26 protein-coding genes are annotated in these 20,777 nt (G+C 59.7%); 9 read left to right on the top strand and 17 right to left on the bottom strand.

Annotation, left to right across the window (positions count from 1 at the left end; genetic code table 11):
- The first annotated feature begins 171 nt into the window (after window positions 1–171).
- The 4 genes from flhA to QZ498_RS03100 are packed head-to-tail and all read left to right on the top strand — an operon-like array spanning window position 172 to window position 4,576.
- Window positions 172–2,259, top strand: coding sequence for a flagellar biosynthesis protein FlhA (flhA, locus tag QZ498_RS03115; RefSeq protein ID WP_294620142.1), 2,088 nt, complete (start codon window positions 172–174; stop codon window positions 2,257–2,259).
- The gene (locus tag QZ498_RS03110; protein ID WP_294620140.1) at window positions 2,256–3,029 is read left to right on the top strand and encodes a flagellar biosynthetic protein FliR; all 774 of its coding nucleotides are present in this window, start codon (window positions 2,256–2,258) and stop codon (window positions 3,027–3,029) included. Before flhA ends, QZ498_RS03110 begins: the two co-directional genes overlap by 4 nt.
- Window positions 3,030–4,118: a flagellar biosynthesis protein FlhB gene (locus QZ498_RS03105; protein WP_294620138.1), complete on the top strand. Its 1,089-nt coding sequence runs from the start codon at window positions 3,030–3,032 to the stop codon at window positions 4,116–4,118.
- Window positions 4,115–4,576 carry a hypothetical protein gene (locus QZ498_RS03100; protein WP_294620136.1) on the top strand — a complete coding sequence of 154 codons (462 nt, stop codon included), beginning with the start codon at window positions 4,115–4,117 and terminating at the stop codon, window positions 4,574–4,576. The genes QZ498_RS03105 and QZ498_RS03100 overlap by 4 nt, the downstream gene beginning before the upstream one ends.
- Before the next feature lie 32 nt (window positions 4,577–4,608).
- Here QZ498_RS03100 and QZ498_RS03095 read toward each other — a convergent pair whose 3' ends face one another.
- Genes QZ498_RS03095 through QZ498_RS03055 form a run of 9 tightly spaced genes read right to left on the bottom strand, consistent with a single transcriptional unit; the run spans window position 4,609 to window position 9,176 of the window.
- On the bottom strand, window positions 4,609–5,118 hold the full coding sequence (locus QZ498_RS03095) for a flagellar basal body-associated FliL family protein (protein ID WP_294620134.1): 510 nt from the start codon (window positions 5,116–5,118) through the stop codon (window positions 4,609–4,611).
- 10 nt (window positions 5,119–5,128) lie between these two features.
- Entirely contained in the window at window positions 5,129–5,866 is a 738-nt protein-coding gene (gene flgH, locus QZ498_RS03090) for a flagellar basal body L-ring protein FlgH (protein ID WP_294620132.1), read from the bottom strand.
- A gap of 9 nt (window positions 5,867–5,875) precedes the next feature.
- On the bottom strand, window positions 5,876–6,292 hold the full coding sequence (gene flgA, locus QZ498_RS03085; protein ID WP_294620130.1) for a flagellar basal body P-ring formation chaperone FlgA: 417 nt from the start codon (window positions 6,290–6,292) through the stop codon (window positions 5,876–5,878).
- Window positions 6,292–7,077, bottom strand: coding sequence for a flagellar basal-body rod protein FlgG (gene flgG / locus QZ498_RS03080; protein ID WP_294620127.1), 786 nt, complete (start codon window positions 7,075–7,077; stop codon window positions 6,292–6,294). Before flgG ends, flgA begins: the two co-directional genes overlap by 1 nt.
- A gap of 15 nt (window positions 7,078–7,092) precedes the next feature.
- A complete protein-coding gene (locus QZ498_RS03075) occupies window positions 7,093–7,806 on the bottom strand; it encodes a flagellar hook-basal body complex protein (protein WP_294620125.1) in 714 nt (237 codons plus the stop codon).
- Window position 7,807: 1 nt separating this feature from the next.
- Complete coding sequence (locus QZ498_RS03070; RefSeq protein WP_294620123.1) at window positions 7,808–8,077, bottom strand: flagellar biosynthetic protein FliQ; 270 nt, start codon at window positions 8,075–8,077, stop codon at window positions 7,808–7,810.
- 2 nt (window positions 8,078–8,079) lie between these two features.
- Window positions 8,080–8,370, bottom strand: coding sequence for a flagellar hook-basal body complex protein FliE (fliE, locus tag QZ498_RS03065; protein WP_294620121.1), 291 nt, complete (start codon window positions 8,368–8,370; stop codon window positions 8,080–8,082).
- Between the two features lie 12 nt (window positions 8,371–8,382).
- Entirely contained in the window at window positions 8,383–8,775 is a 393-nt protein-coding gene (gene flgC, locus QZ498_RS03060; protein ID WP_294620119.1) for a flagellar basal body rod protein FlgC, read from the bottom strand.
- Window positions 8,776–8,786: 11 nt separating this feature from the next.
- Window positions 8,787–9,176, bottom strand: coding sequence for a FlgB family protein (locus QZ498_RS03055; protein WP_294620117.1), 390 nt, complete (start codon window positions 9,174–9,176; stop codon window positions 8,787–8,789).
- 86 nt (window positions 9,177–9,262) lie between these two features.
- Between QZ498_RS03055 and QZ498_RS03050 the strand changes: the two genes are divergently transcribed.
- Window positions 9,263–10,678, top strand: coding sequence for a FliI/YscN family ATPase (locus QZ498_RS03050; protein WP_294620115.1), 1,416 nt, complete (start codon window positions 9,263–9,265; stop codon window positions 10,676–10,678).
- A gap of 6 nt (window positions 10,679–10,684) precedes the next feature.
- Here the strand turns inward: QZ498_RS03050 and QZ498_RS03045 are convergent, their stop codons facing one another.
- From QZ498_RS03045 to QZ498_RS03020, 6 genes are all read right to left on the bottom strand, one after another.
- Window positions 10,685–11,491 (bottom strand): DUF1217 domain-containing protein, encoded by an 807-nt coding sequence (locus tag QZ498_RS03045; RefSeq protein WP_294620113.1) that lies wholly within the window; start codon window positions 11,489–11,491, stop codon window positions 10,685–10,687.
- Window positions 11,488–11,892 carry a flagellar biosynthesis repressor FlbT gene (flbT, locus tag QZ498_RS03040; RefSeq protein ID WP_294620111.1) on the bottom strand — a complete coding sequence of 135 codons (405 nt, stop codon included), beginning with the start codon at window positions 11,890–11,892 and terminating at the stop codon, window positions 11,488–11,490. Before flbT ends, QZ498_RS03045 begins: the two co-directional genes overlap by 4 nt.
- Window positions 11,889–12,266 carry a flagellar biosynthesis regulator FlaF gene (gene flaF, locus QZ498_RS03035; RefSeq protein WP_294620109.1) on the bottom strand — a complete coding sequence of 126 codons (378 nt, stop codon included), beginning with the start codon at window positions 12,264–12,266 and terminating at the stop codon, window positions 11,889–11,891. Before flaF ends, flbT begins: the two co-directional genes overlap by 4 nt.
- A 74-nt stretch (window positions 12,267–12,340) precedes the next feature.
- Window positions 12,341–13,168, bottom strand: a complete 828-nt coding sequence (locus QZ498_RS03030; protein ID WP_294620108.1) for a flagellin — start codon at window positions 13,166–13,168, stop codon at window positions 12,341–12,343.
- Between the two features lie 215 nt (window positions 13,169–13,383).
- A complete protein-coding gene (locus QZ498_RS03025; protein WP_294620107.1) occupies window positions 13,384–13,743 on the bottom strand; it encodes a hypothetical protein in 360 nt (119 codons plus the stop codon).
- Entirely contained in the window at window positions 13,733–14,098 is a 366-nt protein-coding gene (locus QZ498_RS03020) for a rod-binding protein (RefSeq protein ID WP_367117617.1), read from the bottom strand. The genes QZ498_RS03025 and QZ498_RS03020 overlap by 11 nt, the downstream gene beginning before the upstream one ends.
- 32 nt (window positions 14,099–14,130) lie before the next feature.
- Between QZ498_RS03020 and QZ498_RS03015 the strand changes: the two genes are divergently transcribed.
- From QZ498_RS03015 to QZ498_RS03000, 4 genes are all read left to right on the top strand, one after another.
- Complete coding sequence (locus QZ498_RS03015) at window positions 14,131–15,792, top strand: flagellar hook-length control protein FliK (RefSeq protein ID WP_294620106.1); 1,662 nt, start codon at window positions 14,131–14,133, stop codon at window positions 15,790–15,792.
- 12 nt (window positions 15,793–15,804) lie between these two features.
- Window positions 15,805–16,479 carry a flagellar hook capping FlgD N-terminal domain-containing protein gene (locus QZ498_RS03010; protein ID WP_294620105.1) on the top strand — a complete coding sequence of 225 codons (675 nt, stop codon included), beginning with the start codon at window positions 15,805–15,807 and terminating at the stop codon, window positions 16,477–16,479.
- Window positions 16,480–16,573: 94 nt separating this feature from the next.
- Entirely contained in the window at window positions 16,574–17,476 is a 903-nt protein-coding gene (locus QZ498_RS03005; protein ID WP_294620102.1) for a phosphotransferase, read from the top strand.
- A 149-nt stretch (window positions 17,477–17,625) separates the two neighbouring features.
- On the top strand, window positions 17,626–17,841 hold the full coding sequence (locus QZ498_RS03000; protein WP_294620100.1) for a hypothetical protein: 216 nt from the start codon (window positions 17,626–17,628) through the stop codon (window positions 17,839–17,841).
- A gap of 68 nt (window positions 17,842–17,909) precedes the next feature.
- On the opposite strand, the gene QZ498_RS02995 is transcribed toward QZ498_RS03000, so the two are convergent.
- Window positions 17,910–18,581, bottom strand: coding sequence for a YjbF family lipoprotein (locus QZ498_RS02995; RefSeq protein WP_294620098.1), 672 nt, complete (start codon window positions 18,579–18,581; stop codon window positions 17,910–17,912).
- 2 nt (window positions 18,582–18,583) lie between these two features.
- Entirely contained in the window at window positions 18,584–20,710 is a 2,127-nt protein-coding gene (locus QZ498_RS02990) for a YjbH domain-containing protein (RefSeq protein WP_294620096.1), read from the bottom strand.
- Window positions 20,711–20,777 lie beyond the last annotated feature (67 nt).

Genomic DNA, 20,777 nt, shown 5'->3' with positions numbered 1-20,777 from the left:
CAACTCGTGTTGCTGCTTGTTTCGTGGCCCTCAACCGGTGTGAGCCCAGGCTATGATGCTTCGAGCGCCTGGCAATCCGAACCTCAACAGGCAGCAGACTACTCATCACTCTCTTTGCACTACGGCAGGAGAGCGGCGCACTGCCAAATGATTGTCGGAGTACGCTAGCCCATGGGTAATCTCTCCGTGCGAGCCCTCTTTCAACCGACTGTGCTTCTGGCGCTGGCGCTGATGGCAATCATCGTCATGATGATCTTGCCGATGCCGGCCGCCGTTCTCGACGTGGGACTTGCCGCGTCATTCGCACTGGCGATTTTGATCTTCACCGTCACGCTTTTTATCGAAAAGCCGTTGGATTTCTCATCTTTTCCAACGATCCTTCTGGCCTCCCTGATGCTTCGGTTATCGCTGAACGTGTCGTCGACAAAGTTGATCATCGGACAGGGGCACACCGGCACCGGCGCCGCGGGGGACGTGATCGAAGGGTTTGCAAACTTCGTCATGGGCGGAAGCGTCTTTCTTGGCCTGGTCGTTTTCGGCGTGCTGCTGATCGTGAACTTCATGGTGATCACAAAGGGGGCGGCGCGCATGGCCGAGGTAGGCGCGCGATTTGCCCTTGATGGTATGCCGGGCAAGCAGCTGGCCATCGATAGCGATATCTCCGCAGGGGCCATCGACCACGCTGAAGCACGCGAGCGGCGCGAGCGGGAGCAACAGGAAACCACGTTTTTCGGGTCGCTCGACGGGGCGTCAAAATTCGTCAAAGGTGATGCAGTCGCCGGTCTGCTCATCACGCTTTTGAACCTTGTGATGGGCCTGATCATGGGCACTGTCGTGCATGATATGGCTATCGCAACCGCCTTTGAGACCTATGCAATTCTCACGGTCGGCGATGGACTCGTCACGCAAATTCCGGCGGTTGTCATTTCCATCGCATCGGCGCTTTTGCTTGCTCGTGGTGGCGCAAAGGGGGCGACCGATCTCGCGCTTGGGGCGCAGCTTGGCAGGCACCCGGTGGCGGTGGCGACGGTCGCACTCTTGATGGTGCTTTTCGCGTTGGTGCCGGGGCTGCCCTTCGTGCCCTTCATGCTGGGTGGCATCGGCCTTGGGGCCATGGCCCTTTGGTTGCATCGTGAAAATCGTGCCGCCGAAGTCTCAGAGGCAAGCCCCGACCCCGAGGTACCCTTGCCGGCCGAACGGTCGCTGGGGGACATCCTTGAACTTGACGATATCCATGTCGAATTCGCCCCAGATCTGGTCAACATGGTTCTGGACCCGGGAACTGGGCTGGATACCCGGATCGCCAATATCCGAAAGCATGTGGCGACGCATTTTGGAGTGATCCTGCCGGAAGTTCGCCTGACGGATGAGCCAGCCCTGCCGCCGGGAAGTTACGTGATCCGTGTGCAGGGGGTAGAGCAAGCACGGGATACACTGCGACCCGATCAGGTCCTTCTGCTTGACCCCGACAGTACATCGGAACTCCCGTCTGGTGAGGCCGTATCAGAGCCTGTTTACGGCGCGCCGGCCCGATGGATCAATGCCCGTGGGCAAGAGGACCTAGCCCTGGCCGGGGCGACCATCGTAGCTCCTGCCGAAGTGCTGGCGACCCATTTGCTTGAGGTGATCCGAGGTAATCTGAGCCGCTTGCTGACCATGAAATCCATGCGTCGCCTGCTGGACGAGATGGTCAATCTCTCTGATCCGAAACGGGCCGAGGCCAACCGCAAGCTGCTTGACGAAACGATTCCCGATCGCGTGCCATCTGATCTTTTGCATGCCGTCTTGCGCCTACTATTGGCTGAGCAGGTGTCAATCCGAAATCTGCCGTTGATCCTTGAGGCTGTGGCCGAAGCACGACAGGCGCATGCCACGCCCGAGGCGATTTGCGAGCATGTGCGCCAGCGTCTTGGATTTCAGCTTGTCGCTGGCCTTCAGCAAGCGGATGGGAGCCTGCCGCTCATACAATTGGCGCCAGAGTGGGAGGATACGTTCTCGACCTACCAAGTGGATGGTGACCGTGGGCGCTTGGACGTCGCGCTTCCGCCCGAGTTGTTCAATACCCTGACGAGTGGCGTTGCCGAAGAGGTCAACAAGGTGGCGCAGCAGGGGATCTCACCTGCGATCGTCACCTCGACCGCGCGCCGGAGATTTCTCAAGACTGCTCTATCTGCGAAGCGGATCAACACGCCCGTTCTTTCCTTCGAGGAGATCGGTCTGGACGCAAGGCCAAGTCTTGTCGGTATGGTGGCAGCATGACAGCGGCGGATGCGGCCCTGGACCTGACGCAGGGCCTCTTGTGGTTGCATATCGCCGTTTTCCTGCGTGTCGGTCCGGCGATTTTCCTGTTTCCCGGCCTTGGTGAAAGCACGGTTCCCGTACGGGTCAAACTTGTGCTGGCCTTGTTGATCACCGTCTTCACCGCTCCGGCCGTCGCGCCATGGATTCCGCCGGAAGCGACCAATTCGGGTGGTTTTTTCTGGCTGGTGCTGAGCGAAACCGCCATTGGCATCCTGATTGGCCTTGGCGTTCGGTTATTTGTCATGGCGCTGCAAACGGCAGGTTCGATTGCTGGGCAGTCGACATCGCTTTCGCATATTCTGGGTGGCGCGGGTGTGACGCCTCTTCCCGCGATCGGTCATTTCTTGGTGATCGGCGGCCTGGCCTTGGTCATGATCCTCGGCCTGCATGTGCGCGCGATCCAGATGGTGATCCTGACATATGGTATTTTTCCTGTAGGCATCCTGCCAGAGGCGTCTTCGGTCGGGCAATGGGGAATGCGGCAGGTTGCGGGCGCTTTTGCATTGGCCTTCACCTTGGCGGCACCATTCGTGATTGTTTCGGTGCTTTACAATCTGACGCTCGGCATCATCAACCGGGCCATGCCACAGCTGATGGTCGTTTTCGTCGGTGCACCGGTCATTACCGGATTGGGCCTGCTCTTCTTGTTTCTCCTTGCCCCTACAATGCTGACTATATGGGCGCATGCACTTGATGGCTTCCTGGCCAACCCATTGGGAGCGGGATGAATGTCAGGGCAGGACGATGAGGCAGACAAATCCCACGAACCGACGCAGCACAAGCTGGACGAGGCGCGCAAGAAAGGTGAGGTTGCTCGCTCAGTTGACATGACAACGGCAGCGTCCTACGCGGGGTTCTTGTTGGCCGGTTTGGTCGCGGGCACGGCTTCGATCCAGATGATGAGCGAGGGCTTGATGGTGCTGGTCGGCCAATCGTCGCATTTGGCACCGGTTCTATTCGACGGTCCGGCCACGCCGCTTATGGGCGGATTGATCGGCACCGTTGGCTTGGCCTTGTTGGCTTGGTTCTTGGTTCCTGCGGGTTTGGCGATTTTGTCGGTTTTGGCGCAACGCAGCTTTGTCTTCGCGCCCAGCAAGGTGAAGCCCAAGACCTCACGGTTGAACCCAGTCCAGAATGCCAAGCAGAAATACGGGCCATCCGGCCTGTTCGAATTTGCCAAGAGCTTTGTGAAGCTGCTGAGTTACTCACTCGTCCTTGGGCTCTACCTGACCTACCGTTTGCCGGACATGGCCGGGACGCTGCACGCCGAGCCACAGATCGTGGGTGCCTTGCTCGCCCGGATGGTCGTCGAATTCATGTCGGTCGTTCTGGTGATCGCGCTTGTGATTGGTGGTGTCGATCTCGTGTTTCAGCATCACGACCACCGTCGCAAAAACCGGATGTCCCATCGTGAGATCAAGGAGGAGCACAAGCAAAACGAAGGTGATCCGCACATGAAGCAGCAGCGCCGCCAACGCGCCACCGAGATCGCCACGAACCAGATGATGGCAGATGTGCCAAAGGCCGACGTGGTCATCATGAACCCGACGCATTATGCCGTGGCCTTGCAGTGGAGCCGCGCGCCGGGTGCGGCACCGGTTTGCGTGGCGAAAGGCAAGGACCACTTGGCCCTCACGATACGCGATCTGGCTATCGAACACGGTGTGCCCGTTCGCGTTGATCCCCCAACGGCCCGCGCCATTCATGCAATGACCGAGATAGGAGCGGAAATTGACACCTCGCAATATCGCACGGTCGCTGCCGCGATCCGGTTTGCGGACAAGATGAGACACAAGGCGAAGGGGTTCCGGAGATGACACAGTTGGTCGGTGATCTGGTGGTTTTGACAGAGGCTCTATATCGCTCAAAACTGGCTGAATTAGAGCCTGTTTTGGTCGAAGAACGTCGCCTTCGTCGTGCCTTGGCCGAACTCGATGAAAAAACAAGTAAAAACGCCGCAGTCCCCGCCGATGAATTGACGGATCTGCAACGTTTGGGCGGGGATATGATGTGGCGTGCTTGGGTCGCTGAAAGCCGCGCAGAGCTACAGATTCGTTTGGCGCAGGTTTTGGCGAGGAAGGCAGAGAAAATGGCAGCCCTTTGTAAGTCCTTCGGTAAGGCCGAGGCTGTGTCCATACTGAACCGACGACAGGCCGAGGTGCGCAAGGCCCTTCGTGAGAAGGCGACACTTGAAGAGATTCAGTCTCTAATGTTGCTCAAATCGGGTCAATGGAGCGCCCCAACAGGTCTTGGGGCTTCAGAGTTGCAGCTATGATCAGCTGTCGGAACAGCCCAAGCCTTGCCGCGTCAAATGTCCTGACGAGCAAGGTCCGTGATCAGGATGCTGCCAACGCCTTTTCCGATAATGCCTTGCGCCACGTCTTTCAGCGCTCCACGTAGCACGTCCATGTTGTTGGAATTGGTGAATTCACCTTCAAAGCCTCCCATATTCGCGTGATCGAAGAGCACCTGAAGAAATCCATCACGTAGCTTCGGCTCGCGCTCGTAAACCACGGATGTCAGATCCTGTTGCACTTCAATGCTCAAGGACATCACGACGAGCGAATCGACCAGATCATTGTTCACGACTGGAACGACGAATTGATTGTTCAACTTAACGTATGCCAATTCCGAGGCATCCTGCTTGTCGTCCTTTGCCGTATCCTTGCTCTGGCTTTCCTCCTTGGTATCTTGCGTTTCCTTTGCCTTGATATCCACTTCTTTATCGGGCGGTGCGGGTCGCAGGGCAAGGCCCGCACCGACGCCGCCACCCAGACCGACAAGCAAAAGAAGTACAGGAAGGAGTTTTCTGAACATCTCGGAGTCCTCAGAAAGGCAGAAGCATATCAAGCGCTTGCTGCCCATAGCGGGGCTGCTGCACATCGGTGATCTGGCCGCGCCCGCCGTAGGAAATCCGCGCCGCGGCGATCTTGTCATAGGTAATTTCGTTCTGCCGCGAGATATCGCCGGGCCGGACGTAGCCTGTGACCAGCAACTCGCGCAGTTCGAAGTTCACCCGAACCTCCTGTGTCCCTTCGATGGCCAGCACTCCGTTGGGCAAGACCTGTGTCACTGTTGCGGCCACCCTGAGGGTCAGTTCCTCTCGGCGGCTAACCGACCCATCACCGCCAGATTGTCCCGAGGAGTTGAGCGAGACCGCATCCGCCATGCTCGCCCCGTCGGGCAGGCGTTCGTCAATGCGCTGTGGCAGGCCGAGAAGCTGCGGCACGCCCATGTTCTGCGACGCATTGCGTGATCGGGAGGTGGAGTTCTCGATAGCTGCTTCCTCGTCGATCTCGATGACGACGGTGAGGATATCGCCCCGTTGCATTGCCCGGCGGTCGCCGAATAAGGATTGTCGACTGCCAGACCAAAGCGAGGCTTCATCCACCGGCGTCTGCACGTCGCTGTGCAGGGGAAGCCCAGGTTGGAGCATGGCAACATGTTCCGAGGTCGCCTCAGTGGGGGTGAAGCTGGGTGGCTTGCCGAAATGATCCAGCCGGCCACCACAGCCTGCAAGCGTGATCAATGCAATAAAACAGAGACTATTTCGGCTCAAATACATATTTTTTCCTTATCGTGACACCATGATTTGCCCGTCCGGAAGAACCCGGCCCGACACGGTATTGCGCGAGGACATGTTCATAACGCGCACGGTCTCTCCAGACCCCGCCCGGTCCAGTGAGCGCCCCTCGGTTGTGATTTGCAGCCCGTTCTTCTCGAAGATCAGCGGCACAACCTGATTGCGCTCCACTAATGCGGGTTGCCCTACATCGTTCATCCGGATGGGCCGCCCGGCGTAAAGCGACACCCGCGCTTCCAGCCCGATCACCGCTTCGGGGCTGGTGGCCGCGCCGGGGATGTCGACGGCTTTCACCACCACATCGCCGGGGCCGATGATGCTTTGGGCCCGAATGGTGCGCGTTGCCAAAACCGTATCGGCCATGGCGGGTACCCCTAGGGTCAGTAGAAAGGCGGCAAGCCGGATCATCAGCGCACCTGCGTGGTTGCGCCAAGCATCTGATCCGCGGCGGAAATGACCTTGGAATTGAGCTCATAACCGCGCTGTGCCTCGATCAACTCGGTCACTTCGCGGACCGGATCAACCGAGCTGTCCTCAAGATAGCCCTGCCGAAGGGTGCCAAGCCCGTCCTGGCCGGGCGTGGAGGTTAGCGCCGCACCCGACGCCTCGGTTTCAAGGAAAAGATTGCTGCCGATGGCCTCCAACCCCTTGGCGTTGGTAAAACCGGCCATGTTCAATTGCCCGACCAATTGTGCCTCGGCGGCATCGCGGAAGTACACGTAAACCTCCCCCGCCGGGTTGATCGACAGGCTGCTCGCATCGTCGGGGATGGTGATCTCGGGCTGCACGGGGTAGCCGTCCGAGGTGACAATCAATCCATCCGCCGAGCGTTTCAGCGCACCGTCGCGCGTAAAAGCCGATTGACCCGATGGCAGGCTGACCTCCAGGTATCCATTGCCTTCAATCGCTACATCCAGATCGCCACCCGTGGCCGAAAGCGCCCCCTGCGCAAGGTTCACGGAAACGGCGGCAGGCCTCACCCCAAGGCCAAGCTGCACCCCGGTGGGCAAAACCGTGCCATCATTTGCGTTGACCGTACCGGGGCGGGCCATCTGCTGGTAATGCAGATCGGCAAATTCCGCCCGGCGGGTGTTATAGCCGGTGGTCGACATATTCGCGAGGTTGTTGGAAATTGTTTCAACCCGCATCTGTTGGGCGGCCATGCCCGTGGCGGCAATTTTCAGGGCGCGCATATCTGTCTCCTGCGATTAACGTGTGAAGGCCTTGAGGGCCGTGCGGATGCGCTCGTTCTCGGCATCCAGGAAGCTTTGCCCCATCTCGTAGGCGCGTTGGATTTCCACCATTCGCGCGATCTGTCCGATGGGGTCGACATTGGCGCTTTCAAGGAAGCCCTGAACGATGCGCGTGTCCAAAACAGGCTCTGTTCCGCCTTCCGTCCGGAACATCACGCCATCTTCGCGAATGAGGTCATGGGCGTCGATTGGACGCACAAGGCCCAATTGTCCAAGGGGGCGACCATCCGCGCTCAGTGTGCCATCGCGCGACACAGACACGTCTTTCGCATCGGGCGGCACGAAAACCGGTGCGCCGCCAGCATCCAGCACGCGGAAACCATCGTTTGTCACCATCTCGCCTGCGGCCGAGAGCGTGAAATTCCCCGCCCGGGTCAAGCGCTCCCCCTGCGGTGTTTCGATCAGGAAGAAACCGGGCCCCTCAATCGCGAAATCAAGTGTACCGCCCGTTGGTGTCAGCGCCCCTTGCAGCATCGAGGTATTGCGCACATTGGCCGTTGCCATCGAAAGCGAGGGGCCACCTTCGGTGCGCATCACATGTTCGGCAAAGATCAATCCCTCCTGCCTGTATCCGGTGGTCGAGGCATTGGCGATATTGTTGGCAACCACCTGCAACTCGCGCAAGAGGCCCGATTGCCGTGTCAGGGTCGTGTAACCTGTATTCTCCAATCTATCCTCCGATGATAAGCGGAATCAGCCGGTCTTGGAAAAAACCGACCAGTGTCTGCGTCATGAATCCCATGGTCAGCCAAAAGGTCGCCACGATCGCCGCCAGTTTCGGAACGAAAGTCAGGGTCAGCTCCTGGATCGAGGTCAGAGCCTGAAACAAGCCTACCGTGACGCCCGCAAACAAGGCCATCGCCAGGATCGGGAAGGAGATGATCACTGCCACCCAAAGGCCCTGACGCATGGAGTCGAAGAAAACCACCTGATCCAGCATGATCAGACCGGCATTCTCAGGATTTCCTGATAGGCTTCGACCACCTTGTTGCGCACCGTTACCGCGGTTTCCACAGCCAGTTCGGTTTGCGCCAGGGCATGCACGAGGGCATGCGGGTCGGCTTCGCCGGTCATCGCCGCCTTGGCGGTGGCCTCGCTTTCGCGCAGGGTGGCGGCGAAATCGCGCGCGACATCGCCAAAGGTTTCCGCTGGTCCGCCCGCGCCGGGCTTTGCCTCGGTCGCGGGGCGGGCCGCTGCATATTGCTGAACAGCGGAAAGGGATTTGATATCCATTCTGGATCTCCTTTATTTGCGAAGCAGGTCCATCAGGCCCGAAGACATTTGCCGTGCCTGCTCGAACATTTTGAGGTTCGCCTCATAGCTGCGCTGCGCTTCGCGCGCGTCAGCGATTTCAATCACCAGATCCACGTTGGATCCTTGATAATGGCCGGATTTGTCGGCCATGGGGTGGGTTGGGTCATAAACTTGTTTGAGTGGGCCGCGATCCAACTGCACAGGCCCGGTTTCCACTCGGCCTGTACCTTCTCCCGCGGTGAATTCGGTATGAAAAGCGATGGTCTTGCGCCGGTATCCCGGCGTATCGGCATTGGCTATATTTTCCGACAAATGGCGAAGGCGTTGTGCCTGCGCTTTCAAACCGCTGGCGGTCACGTCAAGGGATTTGGCAAATTCGCTCATTCTGGGTCTCCTCAACGGGTGCTGACGGCACCGCGCAGTACCGTCAGGGAGTGCTTGTAGATGGCCAGTGCGCGGTTATGTTGCCGCTTGACCTCCACAGCCTTGACCATCTCGGTTTCGATCGAAACCGAGTTGCTGTTGGGGTCGGTCTCTCCCTCCTGGCGAACGGTGGGTTCATAGGGCTGGTCCGCACTTGCTCCATGCAAGTGCGCGGCGCGTGTGGCCCTCGGGCGAAAATCGCCCTTATCGGTCTCTAAATAGGCCTTAAATGGCTCCAGATCCCGTGCGGCATAGCCGGGTGTATCGGCATTGGCCATGTTTTGCGCAATCAGCGCCTGCCGCGCGCCCGCATGATGCGCCATGGCAGACGACATGCGAAAGATATCCAGATTTTCAAACATCGGGGCTTCTCCCTCGATTGGCTTCAATCAAGGCTTAACCGTGATTCCTTTAGAAAGGGTTTGCGTAAAAGCATTTGGAGTTGCCGATGACCGAAAACATCCTGCCCCCCCCGACACGCCAGATCGCCCGCCTGAAGGCCGTTCGCCCGGTTGGCCGGGTCAGCGCGGTACAGGGCCATGCCCTTTGTTTGTCCGGCCTTTCCGGCGAGGCGCGGCTTGGCGATCGTGTGCGCATTGAGCGGGTATCCGGCCCGCTGCATGGTGAGATCGTTCAACTGGAAGATGGCCGCACCGTGATCTTGCCGGATGAAGCACCAGTTGGCGTGGCATTGGGCGATTCGGCGCTTTTGCTGGACGCCGCAACGATCTCGCCCGCGCCGGGATGGATCGGTAGGGTCATTGACCCTTTTGGCACCCCCCTCGACGGGATGCCACTGGCCCCCGGGCAGGTCTCCTATCCCCTGCGGGCGCATCCGCCAGCGCCAGCGGAGCGGCGCGCGCTGGGGGAGCGGCTGGAAACCGGCATGGCTGCGTTCAATACGGTCTTGCCCATCGTGCGCGGACAGCGTCTCGGGCTCTTCGCCGGCTCGGGCGTGGGAAAATCCAGCCTTCTGGGGCATCTGGGCAAGAACATGCAGGCCGATGTTGTGGTAATCGCGCTGATCGGGGAGCGTGGCCGCGAGTTGCGCGAATTCGTCGAGAAAGTACTTGGGCCCGCGGGGATGCGCCGCGCCGTCATAGTTGCCGCGACTTCTGATATGTCGCCGCTGATCCGGCGGCGTTGCGCTTGGGCAGCCATGGCGGTTGCGGAGTTTTTTCGGGATAGGGGGCAGCATGTGCTGTTTCTCGCCGACTCCATCACCCGCTTTGCCGAGGCGCATCGCGAGGTGGCGACCGCCTCTGGTGAGATGCCCGCGCTGCGCGGTTACCCGGCCACGACCTCTCATATGATCATGTCGCTTTGTGAACGCGCTGGCCCCGGTGTGGGGCAGGCGGGGGATATAACCGCGCTGTTCAGCGTTCTGGTTGCCGGCTCGGATATGGACGAGCCTGTCGCGGATATCCTGCGCGGGGTTCTGGATGGTCACGTGGTGCTTGACCGCAAGATCGCGGAGCGTGGCCGCTACCCGGCGATTGACCTTCTCCGTTCAGTTTCGCGTAGCCTGCCAGCCGCTGCCAATGACGACGAAAACGCCCTTATTTCGAAAGTGCGCGCGCACCTGGGCGCCTATGCTGCGTCCGAGACCATGATTCGTGCCGGGCTTTACACTGAGGGTAGTGACCCGGATTTGGATCAGGCGGTTCGGATATGGCCAGATCTGGATGCATTTTTAGCTGAAACAGAGCCGAATTCAGCGTCGGATAGTTTTGCCCGCCTTGGCCTCATTCTGCGGCGTGGCGGCGGACGCTCTGCGCGCCGAGCCGACCAGGCCCAGCAACCACAAGAAACCGGAACGGATTATTCCAAAACGGCTTTGACGCGGCATACCCCGGTGAGGTGAGACAGGTCAAAAACGGCTTGTGGCTTGCTGCAACAGTGTCAGGGCAATCGCGTTTGAGCTTTGCCCCTGCATCCCGTCTACCTGATTGCGCAGAAGGTAGCGCTCAATCAGCGTGTCCATGGTTTTCGCATCGGCAAGGTCGGCCAACTGTGCGATGCCCAGCTGGCTTTCGCTTCGATCCTTGAAAACCTCCAACTGCTTGTCGAGGTCAAGTTGCGCGAAACTATCCGGCAAACCCAATGCCACTTCGAAAACCCGGCGCAGGGGTGGCGTACCCATGATGCGAAACCAAAGGGCATCCTGACTTTCAGAGGGTTCCCGCGCGATCTCGGCAAGCTCCCGCTCGGCATTCAGGGCCAGCCGCAGGCTTTCATCCTGGTCGCCAACCGCCACTTCGAAAGAGATTTGCCTGTAGCGCGCAGTGATCTCGGCACCAAATCCTGCTCGTTGAGTCGACGGCGTTCCACCGTCGCCAAACCCAAAGGCCTCAGCCAAGGATTTGTACCGCTCATCGGACATCTTGTTGGCAAGTGCGTCTTCATTTGTCACGCCACCTTCCAGGATACGGCGGATCAAAAAACGATTGTCCAAGTCGTCCTGCAAATCGAAGGCTCCCAAGGCGATCCGCAGCAGTCGACGGTCTGAAACAAGCTCTTCTGCACTGGTGATTTCGCCGATCATGGCTTCGAAATAGGCCGTGTCCCGACTAATCCTTGGTGAGCGCTCGAAGGCATCGGTCTGGCTCTCCTTCGTCGCATTGAGAAACGTCCAGCCCCCAAGGCCCGAAAGCGGTATGATCGGCTGGAAACTCATTGCACCGCATGCGCCATAAGGCGGTCTTCGCGAGGCAGTAGCGCACGGAGTGCCTTCAAGCCCTGATAAAAGCGATCATTCAACACCGCTTCGGTTGCAAGTGAAAGGTGAGAATGGCTATCAGGGTCCGTGAAAACCCGGCTCAGCTCCTCGATCTGGCGCAACAACGGCAGGCGTGCATCCTCGGGCCTCGCATCGCCCGAAAGGACAAGCTGAGCGGCATAGCAGACACGGCGCACCGGCGTATTGGCTTCGTGCGGGTGAATCGCATCGCGCAGGCGCAAGATATTCGCATCCGGCGTCAGGATCGAAAAGCGCGAGCGCCGCTCACCGTTCTCGACGACCGCGCCATTGATCAGGACCCGTTCCTTCGGGCTCAGTTTCAGGACAAGGCCACTCATTGGTTCGATCCCTGATCGCGCAACCCCCTGAGGATTGCGGTATTGACTTCGATCAACGGCGCGGCATTGGCCCCGTCGTTCAGGACCCGGCTGCTGTACTGATGAGTGAACTCTGCCAAGTAAACGATGCGTGCGCGCAGCATTTCGGGCAGTGCGTTGCCCGCATCCGCCGCGTCTGTAGCAAGAATGGTCCAGAGCCGACGGTTATCATGGATTGCAGAGGCCAGCTCTGGGAAGTCCGCCTTGCCGCGCTGCATGGCGGTCTTGAGTGCATGTGTGATCCGCGCGATGGCGTCATATTCCACACTGCGATGGGTGCGGACAGCCTGCGCGTCCTGCCGATAGGCGTTGTGTGCTCTGAGGGTCGCGTTCACGTCATTTCCTTCCGGGAATAGTCTGTCAGTTCAGGGCGAACCGGGGCGCCCCATGCGGGACGCCCCGAGCGCCATTAGCCACTGAACAGTGACAGGATGGCCTGCGGTGCCTGATTGGCGATCGACAGCGATTGCGTGGCAAGTTGCTGTTGAACCTGTAGCGCCTGCAATCGTGCCGAAGCCTCTTCCATGTCCGCATCCACCAGCGAACCGATTCCGGATTTCATCGCATCCATGACCTTGCCGACAAACTCGTTCTGGTCCGAAATGCGCTTGGCCGAGGCACCCAAGGCCGCCGCGCCATCCACGGCGGTCTGGATATGCGCCTCGATATTGGCGATCGAACTGTCAGCGGCACTTGCGCTCGACACGTCAATGTCGGTCAGGTCGATGTTGGTTTCAAAATCGACAGAGGCCACGGTGATATTGGCCGCCGTTACGGTGCCTGCGGCATCGCGATCAAGCGACGACAGCACGGTGATGTTACCCCCCGCCGCGTTAAGCAGGTTCGCCCCGTTGAACTGCGAGGCGGAGATGATCGAGTTCACCTGATTGGTCAACTCGGTCACATCCGCGGTAATCTTGGCATGGTCAACGTTCTCGCCCGTGGCGGTGACCACTTTTTCCTTGATCTCGTTGAGCAGGTTGGTGATCTGCTCTGCCCCTGCGGCGGCCACCGCCACGGTGGATTCGCCCAGCGAAAGCGACTCTGACACAGCCTTGAAGCCGCTGACATCCGATTCCATCACCTTGGAAATCGCCCAGATGGCCGAATTGTCCTTGGCGGTGCCAATCGCCTTGCCGGTCGACACCATGTCTTGTGTTTTGGCAAGATTCGAGTTGACAGATTTCAGGGTTTGCAGCGCCACCATCGCGCTATTGTTCGTCAGAATGCTCGACATAGCATATTCCTTCAGCCTTTGGCGCTTTTGCGCCTGTTCCAAACTACCGCCTCAACCAGAGGTCGGGCTAAACAGTCGTTCTGACATTTGCAGCTGGTGGGGCCTTGGCCGCCTGCCGCGCCACCCATTTCGGATGCAGGCACAGCATGGGCTTTCAGATGCTAACGGAACCCTAAACCAGGCTTCCGATCTGCCGGGCATTTGAGACAAATCACTCAGGCCCGTTTTTCAACGCTATAGTCCGCCTCCCCTTCGATGGTCGTTTTGGTGCCTTTGGCGTCGTAGGTTTCAAGCCCGCGGCGCACGCGGCGCAGGGCGGCCATTCGTGCCGCAACGTGCCGGATGCCTTGCAATGCTCCGTCCAAAAGCGCTTGGTTGCGGCGAACCTTCGCCTCAACCGCCTCCATTCCGGGTCGCTCGGCCTCGGTCAGGTCATTGAGCGCATCGATCAGGCGCTCCTTGTTCTCCAATAGCGTCGTGATCGCCTCAAGGTCGCCCTCCAGAAGCGCCGCGCGCTCTTGTTCCAGAAGATCATCCAGGCGGTCAATCAGGCTCTGCGCGTCATCATGGCTCATTTCGGGCCTCCATCATTGATTTTAGAAAATGCTCGGCCAGGCCGATGCCGCCGCTCTTGGCGATCTCATCGGCCACCGCTTGCCGGTGAAATGATGCGAACTGATCCTCTCCGGTCCCGCCGGAAAATGAATTCTCTTGTTGTCCGAACCCGGCTCCTTTCAACATCTCTGCTAAAAACGTTGCCTCAAGTTTCTGCGCGGCCTCGCGCGCGGCGTTGTGGGCTGGTTTGGCCGCTGGGCCTATCGGGGGAATCGGTAAAAAATCGGTCACTGTTTTACCTCGAATTGTGGATAAGACCCCGCCATTTGACCGCAATACGGTAAAGAACCGGTAACTGCGATCTGCGATGCTCATCGGGAACTGTGGAAGAAATCCCGGAGAGCCGCATGTTTTTGATACCCAATGGCCTTGGCCCACCATCGCAAACCGCGCACGAGAATCAGATCACCGTCAGGTCCGGCGATGTCTCTGAAACAGCCTTTCTGTCGGTCTTCGATGCAGCTGTATTGAAACGCGCCGGGCGCGTGGATGGCGTTCTCGCCGAAACCTTGCCAGAAGCGCCCGCTTCTGGCGATCCCAAGGACGTCGGCAAAGCAATCGCGCCCACCACCGAAGGCGTGTTGGAGAGCACTTCCACTGGTGACATGCCGGAGGACACTCCGACCGCCGACGCAACGGGGCCCCATACCCATACGACACCCATCCTGCAGGACACGGCTCCGGCTCGAATCCGGCAAAACCCGCAATCTTCACAACCTGTCATGCCTCATGCCGTGAACCCGGCGCCCATGGCTGCCAAAGCGCCCGGTCGTGATGTCGCGCAGTCAGCGTCACTTGCAACGGTGGCACATCCCCCGACGATGTCGCATCCGTCGGAAACCAATCAACAGAGACCTTGGCCAAAAGATCCGGAACAGGCTAAGCCCTTGCCCAAACCGACCAAGGTTAACCGAACTTCCATGCCAATTGATGTCTTCGAAACCGGCTCAAGGCTTCGGCCCGCCGCAGCACAAGCCGCCAGCATCAATACCGTGCAGGGCACTGTGAGCAGCACCCCTTTGGAAGACCGGCCGCCAACGCCTGACACCGGGGGCATTGCCCGATCCAATTCAGGCCAAGCCATGCCGGCTGACCACGTCGCACCAACATTGCCCGCCGCAGCACAAGCCGCCAGCATCAATACCGTGCAGGGCACTGTGAGCAGCAACCCCTTGGAAGACCGGCCACCAACGCCTGACACCGGGGGCATTGCCCGATCCAATGCAGGCCAAGCCATACCGGCTGAGCGCGTGGCACCGATATTGCCCGCCGCAGCACAAGAGGCGAAGACGACAACCCGGCCCGTCAATGACAAAGCTACACCGTTCAATACGGAAACCAGCGAGAAAAACCGTGCTGACCCGCCGCAACCACGGCAATCCGGTGCATACCCGCCCCCTCAGGCCACCACACCCCCCCAAGCGGGTGCCACGCCGCCCACTCCCACCGCGGCCCCGATGCAGACAACCGCGGCGCCGGTGTTCAAAGCTGAATTGACCGAAGAGAGCCTGCGCAGCCCGGTGAGTCACGACGATGCGCGCTCCGATCTGCGCCTGACGGCCGAAGGTGGCCCGCGCCCGGCCGGTCCGCTGTCGCAAGCCCCGCAATCTCCCGATTTGCCGCGCCACATAGCGCAGCAGATCGTCGAGGCGCTACAGCGCGGCGGGGGCGGGAAAGAGCGTGGTATCGACCTCTTGCTCAACCCGGCCGAGCTTGGCCGCGTCCGTATCAGCCTGTCACCTGGCGATGCCGGCCTTACCGTCAACATTGTTGCGGACCGTCCCGAAACCTTGGACCTTATGCGCCGCAATATCGACATGCTGGCGCAGGATTTCCAAAGCATCGGCTACGACACCACCGATTTCGCCTTCGCGCATCATGGTCACGATGAGGAAGACCAAGGGCGCAACGCCCCTCAGAAGCAAACCCCGCATGTGACCCAAGACGCCGAGGCACCTTCTCGAGTAACCGCAACGATTGACACCGATCGTGTCGATATCAGACTCTAAAAAGGCCAAAACATGGAAATTTCCACAAACACCAACACGCTATCCACAAACGTCCAGTCATCCACGTCCCAAACCGAAAGTGAGCAGGCCGTTCTAAGTTCCGACTTTGAAACCTTTCTCAAGATGCTAACCACGCAAATGGAATACCAAGACCCTCTCAACCCGGTGGATTCGACCGACTTCGCCACCCAATTGGCGACCTTTTCCAGCGTCGAACAGCAGGTTATGACGAACGACTTGCTGACCGACCTCAACACGCAGATCGGGGCGCTCAGCATGGCACAGCTTACGGGCTGGATCGGAATGGAAGCCCGTGCAGACATGCCAATCGCTTTTGAAGGCGAGCCGGTTACGCTGACTCTACAAACCAGTGATCTCGCCGACAGTGCGCAACTGGTGATCCACGACGCCAACGGTACGCTCGTGCAGCGGCTTGATATCCCGCCGCGCGGCGGCGAATTTGTATGGGCCGGTCTGGATTCCGACGGTACACCGCTTCCCAATGGCCAGTACAGCGCCACGGTCGAATCCTATTCGCAGGGTGATGTGATCGAAACCCACCCCGCGCAGGTGCATGCCACCATCACTGAAGCCCGCCAAAACGGCGCCCAAACTGAACTGGTAATGGCGGGCGGACAGACTGTCTTGGCAACGGATGTTGCCGCGTTGCGCGAGCCCTCCGGGTGATCTGTAGAGGCAACTTGCCCCTTGTCTCGGCGCGGGGGCGCTGCCATAGCCTCCGACACTGATCGAACCGTTCACCGTGCCGGACCGTAAAACAGTGACAACGCCCCGCGAATCCGCCCTAATCCAGACGCTGACACAGGAATTGGCCAGCGGCGATCACATCCCGCCAGAGGCGCGATGGGTGCGCCTGCATGGTGGCCGCACCAATCATGTCTGGCGGATCACTGGCCCCGAGGGTGGCGAAACTCTGGTCGTGAAGCTCTACGATAAAGATGCCGACAACCCGCTTTTTCCGAACCGGCCAGAGGATGAAGCGCGTGTGCTTCGGGCCTTGGAAGGTCGCGGATTGGCACCGCGTTTGCTCCACCATGTGGTCACGCGGCTTGGGCCCTGCCTTATCTACAGCCACCTTGAAGGCGCAGCTTGGCGGCAGGATCCCAAAGCCGCCGCCGCCCTTCTGCACCGCGTGCACCGCGTGACGCCGCCCCAAGGTCTGCGCCTGTCCCCTGATGGCAGCATGTCACTGGAACAACAGACCGCCGCGATCCTCGGCCGTTTTGGCAAATCTCTGGCCGACTTGCCGGACCTTCCGCCCCAAGGCGTCAAACCATCTGGCGCGGCCTGCCTGCTGCACGGCGATCCCGTGCCCGGCAACATGATTGATTGCGGTGAACGCCTTATGCTGATCGACTGGCAATGCCCTGCTATTGGCGACCCGTGCGAAGATATCGCGTTGTTCCTGTCTCCCGCGATGCAGATCGCCTATCGCGGCGAGGCACTTTCCAGAACGGAAGAGTGCGCGTTCCTTTCGGCCTATGACGATACGGAAACCCTATGCCGCTACGCCCATCTTGCGCCATGGTATCACGCGCGCACTTTGGCCTATTGCCTATGGCAAGCAGAACAGGGCGAATCTGCCGCGTCAGACCGTGCAAAAGCCGAACACGCCGCCCTTCTCATGGCGACACGCCGCAGCAAGACTTTTGACCACAGCTAGAATGATGCAAATTGTGGCATAAACGCCTTACTCAACCTTTATCTGTATTATTCCATGAAAATGGGTTTCTCTTAGCGCGCCGCCGTGCAACAACTATGATGATCCTCGCGTAAGGATTCCTAGTATCTCACACCGGTATGGAGAGTATTATGAAAAAGATTTCGACTTTCGCCGCCGCTGCCGCCGTCGCTCTGGCAGCTGCTGCACCGGCCGTCGCTGACGACGCCAAGGTAAACAGCGATCCGTTCGTTTCGTCGCAGGGGTCTCTGGCCCTTGGCGCGTTGGGTGCGGCTGGCGGTGTTGCAGCAGCGACCGTCGCAACAATCTTGGTGGTTGCAGCCGTCGAGTCGAGCGACGACACCTAAGTCGTTTAGCGATAAAGATTACAAAAGGCGGTCCCTTGCGGGCCGCCTTTTTGCTTTGAAACGCGCCTTCAGCGAAGGTGTTGAATGATCACAGACCCATTCATCGGGCTGACCCACTGCTGCGCCTGAAGAATACGCCCCGTGTGTGCATCAACCTGGTAACTGTTGGTGAAACGCGTGGTCTGCGCTTTGCAGGTCTCGCGCACCTTCACGGCCTGCCGGTCCAGCTCCCCGACCTGATAGCGCACCTTGCCACCCGGAGTGATCTGGCAGGTGGTTTCAAGAACCACCGTCTGGTTTTCTCCATCCAGATAGCGTTGTACGCGCTGAACAGTTCCGGCCTTGCGCCCCCGCACCAAGGCCAGCGATGCATCCACCCCGGATGACATCAGGTCTTCGCCAAACCCTCGCGTCGCCGTCAGCATCCCGCGTTTCAACGTCACGCTGCGCCGATCCGAGGTGCCGTGCGTGGCATAGGCACCATTGGTCTCGATGCGCGGCATGATGGTGATGGCTTGCCGCTTGGGCAGGACGACAAATGCCAGAGGCTCATCGGTGGCTTGCAAGGATTGCTGCATAGCCGCGGCCATCTGCGCCGCATTGGGCGTTTTGGCCTCCTGTTTCGGTATCAATGCTCCCTTGACTATCGCCAGACCGGCAGTGCTGTTAGCACCGTCCCCGCCACTACAGCCGCCCAAAAGCGCAAGCGCGCAGGTGGCCAGCCCTGAAAGAACCCTCATCTTCATCTCCAGAATTTCCCCCAGGTCTTGGCCATTTCGGGCTCATGTGTGCTGCGCACCGCCTCGTAAAGCCGGTCGTTTACCCGCAGGCGCGCGCCCCCATCTCGCGAAAGCGAGCGGATGACGGTGTTGGATTTCGTACGCGTCGGCTGGCCGGTCCCCCAGGAAAGCGGGATCGTGATGCGAATGCCCTTGTCGAAAGACCCTTCGCCGAAGGTGGCCGAGGACACATTGGTTTTCGTCGCATAGGCTCCAACGCGCCAGCCGTTCGCGAACTCCCGGCCGAGGGCCAGGGTGGCCCCCCAGTCACCGGCAAGATACCGGCCCGCATCCACCCGCCCGTGAAAGCCGCGCCCGAAATCGTAATAGGCCGAAACATGGCCATTAAACTCGGGGATGGAGCCGGTTCCGGTGTTGCGCGTCCGGGTGTCGAACAACTGATCGTAGTCGCGGGGGGTGACATAATTCACCTCAGCCCCAAGCGCGAGACGGCTATCCACCGGTTTCCACAGGACTTCGGCCGAGGCCCCGGCATACATCTTTTCCAGATAACCCACCGTGAACCGGCTATAGATGTCCTTCGCCGGACGGCCGAAATGCGCCAGCGTCAGGTAATCGATCGTCGGATCATCCGTGCGCGAATAGAGCGCCACGTTCGACCGTACCCGTGGCAGACCCGATGGCCCCGGAAGCGAGACCTTGTCCAGATCGCCGAACAGTTTGTAAGAGACCGACCCCGAGGCGCGGAAGCCTCCCGCGATGTGATAATCTCCCTCGACCCGAATACCGCCATTGGCGCGCACCGGGTTGTCCGGATCGAAAACCGAGAAGTTCAGGAACGGGCCAACGGTCCAGTCAAAGCGCGGGAATGCATCATCGACAAGCGCGGGCTGAGGACCCATGGCCAGCGGGTCACTGAACCGCGCCGCGGCCAATATGTCCTCCGCCGGGGCATTCTCAAGCCGCTCAAGGTCACGACGCCGGAAGGTGACCGAACTGACAGGCATGCCCTTTTCCACCTGCGTGATGGTCAGGACCTCCACCGATGCCGGCAAGGTCCGGGTCAGAACCCGGGCCGTGCGACCTACAGCTTGCGCGCGCATGTCATAGCGTGGATTGCGGATTGTCACATGCGCCTGCGTTGCGCTCAGGTCGAACCCATGCAGGCGCAGGCCCTCGGTCTCAAGGCTTCGGGCCACACTGGCGCGCACCGTCGCAGGCCTCTGCGGGTCGCGAGTCCATCCCAGATCGGCCGCCGCGCCCGGGTCGCGTCGCGCCACCGGCAAGGGCGCTGTTTCCGCGCCGCCGTTCACCGCGGGCTTGCGCGCATTCAAGGCCAAGGTGACATTAAAGCCGATTTCGCTTCCATGCAGCGAATACACCCCAAGACTGAGCGCATCGCTCACCCGGTAATCGACACCGAAATTCCAAGGTGTCTCGCGGCGCGTGATCCCGTCCAGCACTTCCCGGTCATACCCGTCCGAAGAATACTCGACACTCACGTTCATCCGGTCCGTCAGCTGATAACTCAACCCCGCGAACCCGGCCACATCACCCCGGAACCACCTGTCATAGGTCGGAACACCGCCCTCCCCAAGCAAAGAGGTGGGTCGCGTTCCGGTGTTGCCGAAGGCTCCATAACTGCCCAACCGCCCCCAGCCGACACCGGCAGTCACCCGAAGACGCTCTCCAACGGATTTGGTCGCGACGATATACTCACCGCCAAAAAGCCCAGTCCCCACAAGATCCTGAAGGCCAATGTTCACGGCGGGCATATACTGCCCTTCGTTCACCAGACGGTAACTCAGATCGAAACTGCGGTCGTAATAGGTGGAGTATGGCGGGCGCCCGGGGCCGGGCACCAACCCGTAGATCGAAGAATACCGAAACGAGGCGCTCAAGCGTTTCGTGACCTGAAAGCTCAGCGTCGTCTTGGTCGCACCGTCATAATGGTCAATTGTGGTCGAAAGCTGGCCCAAGGGCGCCATCTCGGCCGTCGGCATATCAATAAGACCGCCCGGCGTGCCATAGGAATTGGTTTCGGTCGTGGTCTGGTTCTCGGCCGCCCCCACCATGGGCCAAGCTGCCAGAACGGCCACCACGGCCATCGTCTTTGATCTAAAGATCACTTACACCACTCCACAATTCCAGTTTGTTTCGTGGCACTCTAATTAACCTTAAGGCTGTCGACAACGT

The sequence above is a fragment of the uncultured Roseovarius sp. genome (assembly GCF_913057115.1).
Lineage (GTDB): Bacteria > Pseudomonadota > Alphaproteobacteria > Rhodobacterales > Rhodobacteraceae > Roseovarius.
Note: the sequence above shows the minus strand (reverse complement) of the source record. Positions and strands in the feature narration are given on the sequence as shown.